Below are 16,819 nucleotides of genomic sequence, written 5' to 3' on the forward strand. Positions count from 1 at the left end.
CTAGCCTCACTTGGGCGCGGTAGGGTTTGGCTGCCCTCGGGCGGAACTGCAATGGACGGCACGAAAGCAAGGGATTTCGGATGCTTCTCCATCGAACGACACGTATGAAGCCCTGGCAGCGGTTGGCGGCGGGCGCCTCCGCCGCGGCTCTCGGTGTCGGCCTCCTGGCCGGATGCGGTTCCGACTCGGCGGACCAGGCCGACAAGAAGAGCGACAACGCCCCGGCCGCCGGGGGCACCTTCCCGGTCACCGTGGAACACGCCTTCGGATCGACCAAGGTCGAGAAGGCTCCCAAGCGGGTCGTCTCGGTCGGGTACACCGACGACCAGGCCATCCTGGCGTTCGGCATCAAGCCGGTCGGCATGGTCGACCAGTATCCGAACCCGCCGGGCACCTCCCCCGACGTCAACACCCAGTGGCCGTGGGTGAAGGAGAAGTGGGGGGACACCCGCCCCGAGGTCATCATGAACAACGGTGACGCCGGCCCGAACTACGAGAAGATCGCGGCCCTGCGGCCGGACCTGATCATCGCCGTGTACTCCGAGATCGACCAGGCCGCCTACGAGAAGCTCACCAAGATCGCCCCGACGGTGGGCCGCACCAAGGCCGAGAAGGAGCCGTTCAGCGCCTCCTGGCAGGACAACGCCGTCCACATCGCCAAGGCGCTCGGCCAGGAGGCCAAGGGCACCGAGCTGGTGAAGGGCATCCAGGACAAGCTCGACACGGCCAGGAAGACGCACCCCGAGTTCGCGAACCAGACCGCCGTCCCCCTGTCCTGGTACAAGGACTCGGTGGCCCCCTTCACCACCACCGACGTGCGCGGCCGCCTGGTGACGGGCATCGGCTACAAGGGCCAGACCGAGATCGACAAGATCGCGGACGGCAAGTTCTACACCACGCTCTCCCCGGAGCGCATGGACCTCGTCGACGTCGACCGCATCTTCGTCATCGCCGACAAGGCGGACCAGGAAGCGCTGAAGAAGTTCCAGCTGTTCACCAACCTGAACGCCGTCAAGAACGGCAAGGTCTCCTACCTCCTCGACAGCGAGGGCCCGGCCGTCGGCGCGGCCATGTCCCAGGGCACCCTGCTCTCCCTGCCGTACGCCATCGACGAACTCGTCAAGTCGGCCGGTCAGGTGTGAGCCTCACCGCCACGCGCGTCGCCCCGTCGACCCTGCGCACGACGACCGGACGCGAGGCCACCCGCTGGGTCACGGCGCACTGCCGCGAGGTGCCGTGGCTGACCTTCACCACCGTGTTCACGACGGTGGCGGGGGCGGCCCTCCAGGTGCTCCCGCTGCTCCTGCTCGGGCGGGTCGTCGACGGGGTGGTCGCGGGCGGACCGCGCTCGATCCTGGTCACGACCGGGGTGTCGATGGTGGCTGCCGCGCTGCTCGGCGCGGCAGCCACCGCCCTGTCGACCTACCTCATCGGGCGCCTCGGCGCGGACCTGCTCGCCCGGCTGCGCGAAGGCGCCGTCCGGGCGGTGCTCGGGATGCCGAGCGCCCGGATCGAGCAGGTCGGCCGGGGGGACGTGCTCTCCCGGGTCGGCGACGACGTGGCCGTCCTGTCCAAAGGCATCAGGACGGCCGTCCCCACCGTGTTCTCGGCCGGGGTGCTGGTCGTCATCGCCACGATCGGCATGTTCGGCCTGGACTGGCGGCTCGGTCTGGCCGGTGCCTGCGCGCTGCCCGCGTACGGGCTGGCCCTGCGCTGGTACCTGCCCCGCTCCGCCCCGCTCTACCAGAAGCAGAGGGCGGCCCAGGCCGACCGCGCGCAGGCCCTGATCAGCGGTCTGAACGGCATAGACACGGTCCGTGCGTACCGCCTCGAAGGGGCCGTCCGCGAGAAGGTCACCCATGAGTCGTGGAGGGTACGCGACCTCGGCATCGAGGTGTTCCGGCTCTTCGGCCGGTTCGTCGGCAGGGAGAACCGCGCCGAGTTCATCGGGCTGGTCCTCATCATCGTGGTGGGGTACGCCCTGCTGGAGGCCGACGCCGCCAGCCTCGGCGAGGTCTCCGCGGCCCCGCTGCTGTTCCACCGGCTCTTCACCCCGCTGGGCTCCATCATGTTCACCTTCGACGAGGCGCAGAAGTCGGGCGCGAGCCTGACCCGTCTGGTCGGAGTGCTGGAGGAGGACGCGGAGGACCGTCTGGTGGGCGCCCTGGCCGTGGCCGGGGCGGCGGACCCGCCGGAACCGGTGCCCGTGACGGTGCGCGGGCTGACGTTCCGCTACCCCGACTCCGAGGATCCCGTCGTCCGGGACGTCGACCTGACGATCCCGGCCGGCACCTCGCTCGCCCTCGTCGGGGTGACGGGCGCGGGCAAATCCACCCTGGCCGCGCTGATCGCGGGCATCGGCACCCCGCAGACCGGGTCCGTGCGCATAGGGCCCACCGACCTCGCCGGTCTCGACGAGGCCGGGGCGCGGGCCCTGGTCAGCATCCTCACGCAGGAGACCCACGTCTTCTCCGGACCGCTGGCCGAGGACCTGCGCCTGGCCGCACCGGAGGCGACCGACGCCCAGCTGATGGACGCCCTGCGCACGGTCGGCGCCGACGGCTGGGTCGACGCGCTGCCCGACGGTCTGCACACCCTGGTCGGCGAGGGCGGCGAACGCCTCGACGTCACCAAGGTCGCCCATATCGCCCTGGCCCGGCTGGTGCTGGGCCGCACCCCCGTCGTGGTGCTCGACGAGTCCACGGCGGAGGCGGGCAGCGAGGGCGCGGCCGAGCTGGAACGGGCCGTGCTCGCCGCGTGCGCGGGACGGACCACGCTGTTCGTGGCGCACCGGCTGACCCAGGCCATGGCGGCGGACCGGATCGCAGTACTGGACGCGGGCCGCGTCGTGGAGCAGGGAACGCACGAGGAGTTGGTGGCCCTGGGTGGCCGCTACGCACGACTGTGGCGGGCCTGGCGCGAAGGCAGCTAGGCCGCCCCCATTTTTCGGTTGGGACAACATATCGATCTGGAAAGGGCGTTGAGCCTTCGATGACGGAATCGACCGCTCGTCTCGTGCTGCTTTCTCCCACCCGCCTGGCCGACGTGCGCCGGCGCTCCGGCGACTACGGCGACACGACGATCGCCCGGGCGTGCGCCGTCGCACTGGCCTACTGGGCCACGGGCCGGAGCCCCGACGGCCTGGACCTCACCCCCGGCACCCTCTTCGCCGACGTCCTCGGCTGGGCGGACAACGGTGGTGCGGGAACGGCCGGCTGGGAGGTCGGGACGGACGGTCTCGACGGCCCGGACGGCCCGGCCGGCCGGAGCATCACCCTCCCGGAAGGCGTCGTACCGGCAGACGCGCAGCTCGCCCTGGACGACCTGGCCGACTTCCCGGACCGTCCCCTCTCCACCATCGGACCCTCCGATGTCGCGCAGCGGCTCGCGACCCTGGCCGAGTGGAACGACACCGGGGCGGACCGGATCCGCCCGACCGTCGTCGAGATGTTCCGCGAGCAGGCCCGCCTGCGGCCGGACGCCGTCGCCGTCGTCGACGAGCACCGCTCGCTGACCTACCGCCAGGCCGCCGAACTCTCCGCCCAGCTGGCCCACCACCTGATCGAACGCGGCCTCACCGCCGAACAGGTCGTCGCGATCTCCCTCGACCGCTCCGCCGCCATGGTGATCGGCCTGCTCGGCGTGCTCCAGGCGGGAGCCGCGTTCGTACCGCTCGATCCGCAGTGGCCCGCGGCCCGACGCTCCGTCGTCATCGCCGACGCCCGCGTCGTCCTGCAGCTCAACGACTCGGGCGAACACGCCCCGGACGAACCGGAAGCCGTGCTCGTCGACCTCGGCGACTGGCGGTTCGGCTCCTACCCCGGCGAGGGGACCGGGGTCACCGTCCCCGGCGACGCCCTGGCCTACGTGATCTTCACGTCCGGTTCGACCGGCCGCCCCAAGGGCGCGATGATCCGCCACGAGGCCATCAGCGAGCGCCTGCTGTGGCAGTCCGGGGAGATCCTGGGCTTCGGCCACGACGACGCGTCGCTGTTCAAGGCGCCGCTGTCCTTCGACATCTCCATCAACGAGATCTTCCTGCCGCTGGTGTGCGGCGGCCGGCTGGTGGTCCTGCGCCCCGGCGGCGAACGCGACCCGCACCACCTGCTGAGCGTGATCGCCGAGCAGCGCGTCACCTTCACCTACCTCGTGTCGTCCATGCTGGACGTACTGCTGGAGATCGCCGGCGACTCCGGACGCCTCGACAGCCTGCGCCACGTGTGGTGCGGCGGCGAGGTGCTGACCCCGGAGCTGTACGAGCGCTTCCGCACCCGGCTCGACATACCCATGTACCACGGCTACGGCCCCGCCGAGACGACGATCGGCGTCTCGCACGTCATCTACCGGGGAGCCGCGGAACGCCTGTCGACCTCGATCGGCAAGGCCAACCCCAACACCCAGCTGTACGTCCTCGACGACGAACTGCGCCCGGTCCCGGTCGGGGTCGGCGGCGAGCTGTACGTCGGAGGGTTCCTGCTCGGACGCGGCTACGTGGGCGCGCCCGGCCTGACGGCCTCCCGGTTCGTCGCGAACCCCTTCGCCGCCGACGGATCCCGGCTGTACCGCACCGGTGACCTCGCCCGCTTCGCCCCCGACGGATCCCTGGACTTCCTCGGCCGCGCCGACAACCAGATCAAGATCCGCGGCATGCGGCTGGAGATCGAGGACGTCGAGGCCGGCCTCGCCGAGCACCCCGCGGTACGCCACACCTGCGTCGTCGCGAAGAAGAACACGGCCGGCGGCACCTACCTCGTGGGCTACGTGATCCCCGCCACCGGGAGCGAGGACCTGCGCGCCGACGAGGTCAGGCAGTGGGCCACCGGGCACATGGTCGAGTACATGGTGCCCGCCCATATCGTCGTGATGAAGGAGTTCCCGCTCACCGCCAACGGCAAGCTCGACCGGGGCGCGCTGCCGGAGCCCCAAGCCGGCGCGGGCGCGCTCGCCCCGCCCGTCACCGAGAACGAACGCCTGGTGTGCGCGGCGGTCGCGGCGGTGCTGCGGCGTGACGCGGTCGGCGTCGACCAGGACTTCTTCCAGCTCGGCGGAGACAGCATCCTGGCGATCTCCCTGCTGAGCGCCCTGCGCGAGGCGGGCCTCCACGTCACGGCCCGCCAGATCTTCACCCACAGCGTCGTGGGCGCGCTGGCGGCGGTCGCGGACCGCGAAGCGGCCGCCGTGGACCACGGCGACGTCGCCACCGGTACGGTCGTGGGATCGCCGATCGTGCAGTGGCTGGGCGCGACCACGGACGACATCGACGGCTTCGTGCAGTCGGTGGTGCTGAACACCCCGGCGAACCTGACGGCCGACGGGCTCGACGCCGTCCTCACCGCCGTGGTCGCACGGCACGACATGCTGCGCGCCAAGCTGGTGCGGGGCGAGCGCTGGAGCTTCGAGATCCCGGAGGCGGACCGGGCCGTGGCGCGATGGCAGGAGAGCGACCGGCCGCTCGACGAGTGCCTCGCGCTCGCCACCGAGGGTCTGGACCCGGCCGGCGGCGTCATGCTGCGCGCCGTCTGGCGCCGCGAGGCGCGCCAGCTGGTCCTGGTCGCCCACCACGTGGTGATCGACGGAGTGTCCTGGCGGATCCTGATGGACGACCTCTCCACGGCATGGCGCTGGTACGTCTCGGGCGCACCGATCGACCTGCCCCCGGTGGGCACGTCGTTCCGGCGCTGGACGCAGCTCCTGGCGCGCGCACCTTTCGACGCCGACCTCCCCCACTTCCGGCGCGCCCTGCCCGGGGCGGACGCTCCGCTGGGCCGGCGCGCGCTGTCGGCGGCGGACACCGTCGCCCGGGAACGCACGACGACCCTCCCGGTCGGCCCCGACGTCACGGCCGCGCTGCTGGGCGAGGTCCCCGCGAGGTTCCACACGGGCGTCAACGACGTGCTGCTGACCGCGCTCGCCGTCACCCTCGCCCGGTGGCGGCGCGACCTCGGACAGGACCAGACGTTCGCGCACATCGAACTGGAGGGCCACGGCCGCGAAGGACGCCACGTGGCGGACTCCGCCGGCTTCGAGCCGGAACTGTCACGGACCGTGGGCTGGTTCACCACCCTGTTCCCCGTGACCGTCGACCCCGGCGCGGCCGCCGACCTCACGGATCCCGCCTACCTGGTCGCCGCGCTCAAGGCGGTCAAGGAGGACCTCGCACGGGTGCCGAGCAACGGCGTCTCCTACGGCGCCCTGCGCTATCTGGCCGACACCGCCTTCGACGCGCCCGCCCCCCAGGTGCTCTTCAACTACCTGGGCCGCTTCGACGCCGGATCCTCCGGCGACTGGGAACTCGCGCACACCACCGGCCAGTTGGGCGAGAAGCGCGACCCCAGGATGCGGCTGCCGCGCGCCCTGGAGTTCAACGCGATCGCCGAACCCGCCTCGGCCGGCGGCGCGTACGAACTGGTCACCACCCTCTCCTGGCCCGACGGTCTGCTCACCGACCAGGACATCGAGACCATCGGCGGGTACTTCCGCGAGGCCCTGGCCGGACTCGCCGCACTGACCGCACTCGACCTGGCCGGACTCGGCCTGGGCAGCCATTCGCCCAGCGACTTCGCCATGCCGGCGCTCACCCAGGCCGACGTCGACGAGCTGGACGGTCCGGCGCTGCGGGACGTCCTGCCGCTGACCCTGCTCCAGGAGGGCCTCTACTTCCACTCGGTCTTCGACGACGATTCCGCGGGCAGCTACGTCGAGCAGCAGCTCCTGACCCTGGACGGAGAGGCGGACGCCGGCCGGCTCGCGGCGGCGGCCACCCGCCTGCTCACGCTCTTCCCCAACCTGGCCGCACGGTTCACCGCCCTCGCCGACGGCCGCGTGGTCTCCGTACTGGAGGGCGGCCTCCAGGCCCCGTTCACCACCCTGGACCGCCCCGGCATCTCCGACGAGGAGATCCGCGAGCACGCCGAGCGCGACCGCCGCGCCGGGTTCGACCTGGCGAGCGGCCCGCTGATGCGGTACACACTGATCCGCACCGGCCCCGCCCGCAGCGTCCTGGTGCAGACCGTGCACCACATCATCGCCGACGGCTGGTCGGTGCCGCCGATGCTCCGCGCGCTGCTGACCGAGTACCACGCGCCGGGGACCGTGCACCCGCTCGGCGGCTTCACCGACTACGTGCGCTGGCTCGCCGCACGCGACGAGGACGAGAGCGACCGGGTGTGGCGCGAACAGCTCGCCGGGCTCCCCGGCCCCTCGCTGGTCGCCGAAGGGCACACGCCGTCCGACCGGTTCGCCGACACCGCCACCTCGCCGGAGGGGGACATCGACGAGGCCGCCCGGTCCGCCGGTGTGCCGCTCAGTGTGGCCGTGCACAGCGCCTGGGCGGCGACGCTCGGCGGCCTCCTGCAGGAGCGGGACGTCGTCTTCGGCTCCACGGTGTCCGGGCGCGACGCCGATGTGCCCGGCATCGGGGACATGGTGGGTCTGTTCATCAACACGATCCCCGTGCGCGCCCGCTGGGCCGCCACCACCACGGCGCGCGGCCTGCTCGAATCGGTACGGGACCACCAGAGCGCGGTGCTGGCGCACCAGCACGTCTCCCTGGCGCGCATCAGCCGGCTGAGCGGAGCCGGCCCGCTCTTCGACACCCTGGTGGTGTTCGACGTGGCGACCGATGTGGCGGGCCTGCGCGGCCCCGAGGACACGCTCGTCATCGGCGACATCGTGAACGAGGGCGCGCCGCACTACCCGTTGACCCTCGTGGTGGAGCGCGCGCTCGACGGCCGCCCCCGGTTCAATCTGATCCACGACGGCGCGCTGGTGCGGGAGTCGACCGCCCGGACGATCCTGTCCACCTTCACCCGCACCCTCACCGGCCTGCTGACCCGGCCGGACGATCTCGTCGACGACCTGGCTCCCCCCGGCACCCGGCCCCCCGCACCGATCACCCCGACGACGCTGGGCGCGCTCTTCGACGCCGCCGCGCACCGCGATCCGGCCGCGACCGCCGTCACCCAGTGTGCCCTCGACGGCGGCAGCCGGTCGCTGACCTACGGTGAACTGGCCGACGCGAAGGACGAGCTGGCCCGGGCCCTGCGCGCCGCCGGTGTCCGGCCGGGCGAACGCGTCGCCGTCGCCGTCCCGTGCTCCCTCGAACAGGTCGTCGCCCTCGTCGCCGTCGTCTCCGCGGGCGGTGCGTACGTACCGCTGGACCTCGCGTACCCGGACGGACGCCTGGAGTACATCCTCACCGACGCGGCTCCGCAGGTCGTCCTCGTGGACCCGGAGCACCGGGACCGCTTCACGCGGCTGCTGGACCGGGCGGGCGTACCGGCCCGGGTGCTCGTACAAGGAGAGCAGCCGCCACCGGACGCCCAGGCCGCCCAGGTCACCCAGGTCACCCAGGATCACGCCGACGGGCCCGGGGCCGACTGGCAGGATCCCGCGTACGTGATCTACACGTCCGGGTCGACCGGCAGGCCCAAGGGCGTCGTCGTCCCGCACTCCAGTGTGGTGACCCTGCTCGCGAACACCCGGCCCGCCATGGACTTCGGCCCGCACGACGTGTGGGTCCAGTTCCACTCGTACTCCTTCGACTTCGCGGTGTGGGAGCTGTGGGGCGCGCTGGCACACGGCGCCGAGCTGCTCGTGCCGGAGTACGGACTGACCCGCTCACCCGTCGACTTCCACCGCCTGGTGCGCGAGCGCCGGGTGACCGTCCTCAACCAGACTCCGTCGGCCTTCTACCAGTTCATCGAGGCCGACCGGCACGCGCAGGAGCCCGCCACCAGCCTGCGCCGGATCATCTTCGGGGGCGAGGCGCTCGACCTCGGGCGGCTGCGCGGCTGGGTCGAGCGCCACGGGACGGCCTCGCCCGAACTGGTCAACATGTACGGCATCACCGAGACCACCGTCCACGTCACGCACCGGGTCCTGACCGACGCGGACTTCCGCCCCGGTGACGACGTCAGCCCGATCGGCGGCCCGATCCCCGGACTGGTCACCTACCTGCTCGACGACCGGCTCAGGCCGGTCCCGCCGGGGCGCGTGGGCGCCATCTACGTCGCCGGTGACCAGGTCTCCCTCGGCTACCTGGGGCGCCCGTCCCTCACCGCGGGCCGGTTCGTCGCGGACCCGTTCGCGGCCGACGGATCCCGGATGTACCACACGGGCGACCTCGCCCGCCGTACGCTCGACGGCGAGCTGGAGTTCACCGGCCGCGCCGACGACCAGGTGCAGCTGAGGGGCTTCCGCATCGAGCTCGGTGAGGTGGAGTCCGCGATCCGTGAACTCGACGGTGTGGTCGACGTGGCCGTCACCGTGGCCGACAGCGCGGACCACCTGGTCGCGCACGTCGTGGGAGGGGTCCCCTTCGACGCCGCCGCCCTCGCCGGCCTGTTGGCCTCTAAGCTGCCCGCCCACATGGTGCCCGGCCTGGTCCTGCCCGTCGACGCCCTGCCGCTGACGGTCAACGGCAAGCTGGACCGCAAGGCCCTGACCGCACGCGCCGCGTCGTACGACGCACCGGCCGCCGCGAGCGGCCCCGCGACCGGCTCCGCCCCCGGCTCGGCGCTCACCGCACTGGTCGGCATCTTCACCGAGACCCTGCCCGGCACCGCCGTCGACGGCGACAGCGACTTCTTCCGGGCCGGCGGTGACAGCATCCTCGCCATCACCGTCGTCAACCGGGCCAGGGCCCTGGGCCTCGCCATCGCCCCCCGGGACGTGTTCCTGCTCAAGACCCCCCGCGCGCTCGCCGAGCACCTGGCGACGAGCACCCCGCACCCCGCCGCGCCCGGCGCACCCGTACCCCGCGAGGACGGCCCGCTGACCCCGACCCCGATCATCCTGCGCCGGCGCGAACTCGGCGGATCCCTCGCCCGGTTCGCCCAGGCCCGCTCCCTGGTCGCGGCCGAGGGCACCGGCCACGCCGACGCCGAGCGCGCCGCGAACGCCGTCGTCGCCGCACACCCGGCCCTGAGGCTGCGGCTGCGCACCGAGCACGGGGTGTGGTCCCTGCGCACCGAACCCGCCCGCGCGGTCACCGTCGTACGCAGCGACGCGCCCGACGCGACGGCCGCGGCGGACGAAGCCGCCGGACGGCTCGACCCCGAGACCGGGGACGTCATCGCGTTCTCCTGGCTGGAGGCGACCCGGACCCTCGTGGTCACCGTGCACCACCTCGCCGTCGACGCCGTCTCCTGGCTGATCCTGCTCGACGACATCGCCACTGCCCTGCGCGGCAACCCGCTCGCGCCGCCGACCACCTCCTACGCCGCCTACGCGCAGGCACTGGCCGACCGGTCGGCCCAGGAGACCGAGGGCCTCGGGCACTGGATCACCACCCTCCAGGCACCTCCGCTGCTGCCCGTGGCCGAGCGGCCGCGCGAGACCACGGTCGTCCTCCCGCCCGACATCAGCGACCGGGTGACACGCTCCGCGCCCGCCGCACTCGGCATCGGCCTCACCGAGCTGCTGTGCGGCGCGCTGCGCACCGCGCTCACCCGCATCCAGCCCTCGCCCACCGATCTGGCGATCGAGCTGGAGCGGCACGGCCGGGTCCCGGCATCGGAACACCACGACTACACCCGTACGGTCGGCTGGTTCACCGCCATCGCCCCCGTGCGCCTCACGCCGCACACCGACCCCGTCGCCGCGGCCCGCGAGGTCGCCGAACGCCAGCCGGACGAGCGCGCACACCTCGCGTACGGCGGGCTCCGGTACCTCAACCCGCAGACGGCCCCGCTGCTCACCGCCCGCCCGCAGGTGCTGTTCAACTACCTCGGCCGGGGCGCCGAGTCGCAGGCCCTCCACCTCACCGGCGCCGACGAGGGCAGCCCGTACGCCGTCGAGGTCAACGCCTGGACCGACGCGGCCACCGGAAGCCTGCACGCGGTGTTCACCCTGGCCGAGGGCGTACCCGACGAGATCACCGGGCACTGGCGCGCCGCCCTGGAACTCGTCGCGGCCGCCGCCACGACCGCCGAGCGCACGGCGCCGGTCACCCCGCTCCAGCGCGGCCTGTTCTTCCAGGCGCAGCTGGCGGGCCCGGCCGGACACTACGTCGCGCAGAGCTGGTTCACCTTCGACCGGCGCCTGGACACCGACGCACTGGCCGAGGCGATGGCCTGGGTGATCGCCCGGCACCCGGCCGTGGGCGCCGGCTTCACCACCGACGACGACGGCAAGGCCGTCCAGGTCCTGGGCGCGGGCCGGCGGGTCGGCGTCCGTACGGTCGGCCTCGCGACGGAGGAGGAGGTCGACGCCCTGCTCGCCCGCGACCGCGACACCGGATTCGACCCCGGTGAGCCGCCGCTGATCCGCCTGACCGTGGTGCGGCTGCCCGGCGACCGCGACGGCCTGCTGCTCAGCTACCACCTGCTGCTGTGGGACGGCTGGTCCCGCGAGATCGTGCTGCGGGACCTGTTCGACGCCTACGAGGCCGCCGTCGCGGGCACGCTGACGCCCGCGACCCCGGCGACCCCGAGCTTCGAGGACCACGCCCGGGCGCTCGACGCCAGGGACCCGGCCGTCTCGGAACGCTTCTGGGCACAGCACCTGGCCGGCCTCCCCGGGCCGACGCTGCTGGCCGGCCCGGCGCCGGCCCTGGTCGACGACCTGCCCCGGACACTCGTGCACACCCTCTCCGCCGAAGCGTCGCAGCTGCTGCGGGACCTCGCCCGGCAGCACGGCGTCACCCTCAACTCGGTGCTGACCGGCGCGTTCGGGCTCCTGCTCGGAGCCCGCACCGGCCGCGCCGACGCCGTGTTCGGCGTGACCGTCTCCGGCCGCGAGGGCGAGGACCTCTCCGAGGTCGTCGGCGTCCTGCTCAACACCCTGCCCATGTGGACCAGGGCCCGGCCGGACGACACCGTCCGGGACTACCTGACGGCCGTACAGGCGGCCCGGGTCGAGGCGATGGAGCACGAGCACCTCGGACTCGGCGAGATCCAGCGGGCCGGCGGCCACGACACCCTGTTCGACAACCTGTTCGTGCTCCAGAACTTCCTGGACATGGACGCCTTCGCCGAGATGAACGCCCGGCACGGCATCACCGCCGTCCGGGCCGACGACTCCACGCACTATCCGTTCACCTGGGTCGTCACCCCCGGCGACCGGCTCACGGTCAAGCTGGAGTACCGCGACCACGACACCGCGGCCGCCCGGGGGCTCCTCGACGGCTACCTGGACCTGCTCGGGGACCTGGCCCGCTCCACCGGGCCGGTGGGCACGCTGCCGGGCGCGGGCCCCGAGCCGGTGCCCGCCGTACGCACGGAGGTCGGCACGGACACCGTGGTCGACCGGTTCGACCTGGCGGCCGACCGCGATCCACGGCGGGTCGCGCTCGTCGCCCACGGCCGGACCATGACCTTCGAACGGCTCCGCGACCGCAGCCGGGAGCTGGCGGGCGTGCTCGCCGCACGCGGCATCGGACCCGGGACGACGGTGGCCCTCGCCGTCCCGCGCTCCCTCGACTCGATCGTCGCGCTCTTCGCCGTGCTGCGCGTGGGCGCCGCGTACGTGCCGCTGGAGCTCGACCACCCGGACGAGCGGATCGCCGCCATAGTCGCGGACGCCCGTCCGCACGTGACCCTCACCGTGAGCGCCGTGTCCCCCCGGCTGACCGGCGACCTGATCGAACTGGACCGGCCCCTCCCCGGGGCCGAGCCGTTCGTGACCTTCGCACCCGACGACCCGGACCGCCTGCGCCACCCCGCGTACACGATCTACACCTCCGGATCCACCGGCAGGCCGAAGGGCGTGGTGACCGAGTACGCCGGGCTCACCAACATGCTGATCAACCACCAGCGCCGGATCTTCGAGCCGGTGCTCGCGGACCACGGCCACCGGGTCTTCCGCATCGCCCACACCGTGTCCTTCGCCTTCGACATGTCGTGGGAGGAACTGCTCTGGCTCGCCGACGGCCACGAGGTGCACATCTGCGACGAGGAACTGCGCCGTGACGCCCCCCGCCTGGTCGAGTACTGCCTGGAGCACGGGATCGACGTCATCAACGTGACCCCGACCTACGCACAGCAGCTGGTGGCCGAGGGCCTTCTCGACCACCCCGGGCGCCGGCCCGCCCTGGTGCTGCTGGGCGGCGAGGCCGTCACCCCGACCCTGTGGCAGCGCCTCGCCGACACCGAGGGCACGGCCGGCTACAACCTGTACGGCCCCACCGAATACACCATCAACACCCTGGGCGTCGGCACCTTCGAATGCCAGGACCCGGTGGTGGGCGTGCCCATCGACAACACGGACGTGTACGTCCTGGACCCGTGGCTGCGACCGCTGCCGGACAACGTCCCCGGCGAGCTGTACGTGGCGGGCATCGGCATCGCGCGCGGCTACCTCGGGCAGCCCGCACAGACCGCCGACCGGTTCGTTGCCTGCCCGTTCGGAGCGCCCGGCGAACGCATGTACCGCACCGGGGACCTGGTGGCCCGGCGGCCCGACGGGAACCTGATGTACCTGGGCCGCACCGACCAGCAGGTCAAGATCCGCGGACACCGCGTCGAACCGGGCGAGGTCGAGGCCGCGTTCGCCGCGCACCCGGCGGTGCGGTTCGTCGCCGCGGTCGCCCAGCCCGACCCGCAGGTCGACGGCGCGTACCGGCTGGCCGCCTACCTCGTACTCGGCGGCCCGGGCGGCCCCGACCTGGCGGCGGTCGCCGCCGAGGTGGGGGCCGGGCTGCCGGACTTCCTGCGCCCGACGCACTACGCCCAGGTCGACCGCATCCCGCTGACCGTGAACGGGAAGGCGGACACCAAGGCGTTGCCGGAGGCCCGGCCACTGGGCACGCTGACCACGGCGGGGGAGCGCGGCCCGGAGACCGGGACCGAGACCGTCGTGTGCGAGTTCTTCGCCGAAGCACTCGACCTGGACGACGACGAGGTGAGCGCTTTGAGTGATTTCGTGTCCCTGGGAGGGCACTCCATGCTGGCGGTGCGGCTGATCGGCCTCCTCCGCCGGGAGTACGGTCCCGTGATCACGGTCCGCGATCTGTTCACCCTGCGAACCCCGGAAATGATTGCCCGCCACCTCGATGAAAACGCCTGACACCCAGCGGCCCCGACCGGGGTCCGACATCCTCAAGGCCGCCCTGCGCCGCAACATCGGCGCCATGACCTGGGGCACCGTCCTCATGGGCCTCTACCAGGCCGGTGAGACGGCCTTCCCCATCGCGCTCGGCCTGATCGTCGAGCACACGATGCAGGACCGCGGCCCCGGTGCGCTCGCCCTGTCGATCGGCGCGCTGGCCGTGATCATCACGACCGTGTCGCTGTCGTGGCGGTTCGGCATGCGCATCCTGCAGAAGGCCAACACGACCGAGGCGCACCGCTGGCGGGTGCGGGTCGCGGACTGCGGGCTGGAGCCGGTCGCCAGGGACGCCGGCCTGAAGTCCGGCGAGGTGCTGACCATCGCCACCGAGGACGCCGACCAGACGGCCGACATCATCGAGGTGGTGCCGCTGCTGATCAGCTCACTGGTCGCCGTGCTGGTCGCGGCGGTCGCGCTGGGACTGGCCGACCTCCGGCTCGGCCTGCTGGTGATCGCGGGCACCGCCCTGATCCTCTCCGTCCTGAGCGTGATGTCCCGGCGGATCGGCTCCAGCACCCGCGAACAGCAGGCCCGGGTGGCCCGGGCGGGCGCGAAGGTGGCCGACCTGATCACCGGCCTGCGCCCGCTGCACGGCTTCGGCGGCAACCACGCGGCCTTCCGGTCCTACCGGAAGGTCAGCACGGAGGCCAAGCACCAGGCGATCACCGTGGCCGGGGTGAACGGCGTGTACGCGGGCACCGCCATGGCCCTCAACGCGGCGCTCGCCGCCGGCGTGACCCTGACGGCCGGCTGGCTGGCCTTCAACGGCCACATCACCGTCGGGGAGCTCGTCATGGCCGTGGGGCTCGCCCAGTTCATCATGGAACCGCTGAAGCTGTTCTCGGACATGCCCAAGTACGTGATGATGGCCCGCGCTTCGGCCGAGCGCATGGCGCTGGTGCTGGCCGCGCCCCCGGTGGCCGCCCACGGGACGGAGCGCCCGGCCGCCGGCGGCGGTCTGGAGGTCGACTGCGTCCGGTACGGGACCCTGCGCGCCCTGAAGTTCCAGGTACCGGCGGGTGAGTTTGTGGCGATCGCCGTCTACCAGCCACGCGCGGCGGCCGACCTCGCCGCGATCCTGGCCGTGAAGGTCCCGCCGCACGCGTACGAAGGAGCGGTGCGGATCGGCGGGGAGGAGCTCGCCGCCCTGTCGGTCGAGGCGGTCCGCGAGCACATGCTGGTGAACCCGTACGACGGGGAGATCTTCGCGGGCACCCTCCGCACGAACATCGACCCGTCGGGCACCGGCCGCACCGTCGATGCGGCCGTCGAGGCGTCCATGCTCACCGACGTCGTCGCTCTCCACCGCGAAGGACTCGACCACGGCGTCCGCGACCGCGGCGCGAACCTCTCCGGCGGACAGCGCCAACGGCTGTCCCTGGCCCGCGCCCTGGCCGCCGACTCCGACATCCTCGTCCTGCACGATCCGACCACGGCCGTCGACGCGGTCACCGAGCAGCTCATCGCACGCAACATCGCGAAGCTGCGCCGCGGTCGCACCACCGTCGTGATCACCAGCAGCCCGGCCCTCCTGGACGCCGCCGACCGTGTGCTCGTCCTGGACGAGGGGGTCATCACGGCCGAGGGCACCCACCGCAACCTCCTCGCCGGAGACGAGGAGTACTGCCTGGCGGTGGCCCGTTGACCCCTGGAGACGGTGGTCAGCCGAGCGCCCAGGCCACGTCCCGGAGCAGGGCCTGGCGCCAGCCCGCGCGGTCGTGGCCCGACGCCGACCGCGAGGCCCGCACGGTCGCCCCGGCCCGCTCGGCCAGGGTCTCGACCAGCTCGCAGTGGGGCAGCATCCGCGTCTCGTGTTCTCCCAGGTCGAAGGCGATCCGCAGGCCGGACAGGTCGGGGCGCTCCCGCAGGCGTGCGGCGACGGAGCCGCCCACCGGGCCGCCCAGCGGGTCCGCCGACCCCACCGCCTCGGGCGTCCACCACAGCGAGGCCGACTGGCAGGCGACCCGGGACACCAGGTCCGGGAACTCCAGCGCCGCGTACACCGCGCTCAGCCCGCCCAGACTCTGCCCGGCGACCACCAGCCGGTCCCCGTCCACGGGGACGCCGGACTCCGCGACCAGCGGCAGCAGTTCGTCCCGGACCGCCTCCCACAGCTCCGGCCGGCACCCGAACTCGGCCTCCCGGTCCCGCGTCGGCAGGAAGACGAGCGTGACGGGGGGCATCTCGCCGGCGGCGACGGCGGAGTCGAAGGCGGTCATCGCCGGGTGCAGGTACAGCCAGTCGTCCCCGTCCAGCAGCAGCACCACGGGTCCGCCGCCGCCCGCCGGGTGGACCCGTACGGTCCGCCGCCCGCCGAGGCGCTCGCTCGCCCAGCGGAGCCGGGTCCGCGGCACGGGCAGGACGTCCTCGGCCCCGAAGGCGGGCCAGTGAGGCTGGGCCGGGGCGTCCGGGGTGGCGGCGACGGACCGGTCACCGCCCGCCCCGGCCGGGTTGAACGGGTCGGCGTACGCCGTGCCGTCCACGAGGAACCGGTACGTCACCCGAAGCCGCGCGGGCATGCGGACCTCGGCGTACCAGCAGTCCGTCTCGCGCCAGCGGCGCAGCGGCACGTCGTCCGACCAGCTCTCGAAGGCCAGGCCCGCCGCGGCGCCCCGCCACAGGAACAGGGTCGTCCAGCCACCGCCCTCGGCAGGCAGCGATCCGGGCCCCGCGACTGCCGCCCAGAACTCCTCGGACCCCGGCTCGCCGGGCAGCCCGTATGCGGCGAAGACGGTCTCCGAGGGCATGAAGTCTCCTAGCGGCGAAGGGA

At 73.0% G+C, this 16,819-nt stretch carries 5 protein-coding genes; 4 read left to right on the forward strand and 1 reads right to left on the reverse strand.

What is annotated here, in order from left to right:
* The first annotated feature begins 80 nt into the window (after window positions 1-80).
* From KO717_RS31285 to KO717_RS31300, 4 genes are read left to right on the forward strand one after another with little or no spacing between them, the layout of a single operon-like run.
* Window positions 81-1,142 carry an iron-siderophore ABC transporter substrate-binding protein gene (locus KO717_RS31285; protein WP_301372805.1) on the forward strand — a complete coding sequence of 354 codons (1,062 nt, stop codon included), beginning with the start codon at window positions 81-83 and terminating at the stop codon, window positions 1,140-1,142.
* Window positions 1,139-2,932, forward strand: coding sequence for an ABC transporter ATP-binding protein (locus tag KO717_RS31290; protein WP_301372806.1), 1,794 nt, complete (start codon window positions 1,139-1,141; stop codon window positions 2,930-2,932). Before KO717_RS31285 ends, KO717_RS31290 begins: the two co-directional genes overlap by 4 nt.
* 59 nt (window positions 2,933-2,991) lie before the next feature.
* Window positions 2,992-14,007, forward strand: a complete 11,016-nt coding sequence (locus tag KO717_RS31295; RefSeq protein ID WP_301372807.1) for a non-ribosomal peptide synthetase — start codon at window positions 2,992-2,994, stop codon at window positions 14,005-14,007.
* Window positions 13,994-15,694, forward strand: coding sequence for an ABC transporter ATP-binding protein (locus KO717_RS31300; RefSeq protein WP_301372808.1), 1,701 nt, complete (start codon window positions 13,994-13,996; stop codon window positions 15,692-15,694). The genes KO717_RS31295 and KO717_RS31300 overlap by 14 nt, the downstream gene beginning before the upstream one ends.
* Before the next feature lie 16 nt (window positions 15,695-15,710).
* Here KO717_RS31300 and KO717_RS31305 read toward each other — a convergent pair whose 3' ends face one another.
* Window positions 15,711-16,796, reverse strand: a complete 1,086-nt coding sequence (locus KO717_RS31305; protein ID WP_301372809.1) for an alpha/beta hydrolase-fold protein — start codon at window positions 16,794-16,796, stop codon at window positions 15,711-15,713.
* Window positions 16,797-16,819: the final 23 nt, after the last annotated feature.

It is taken from the genome of Streptomyces xanthophaeus (assembly GCF_030440515.1).
Classification (GTDB): domain Bacteria; phylum Actinomycetota; class Actinomycetes; order Streptomycetales; family Streptomycetaceae; genus Streptomyces; species Streptomyces kutzneri.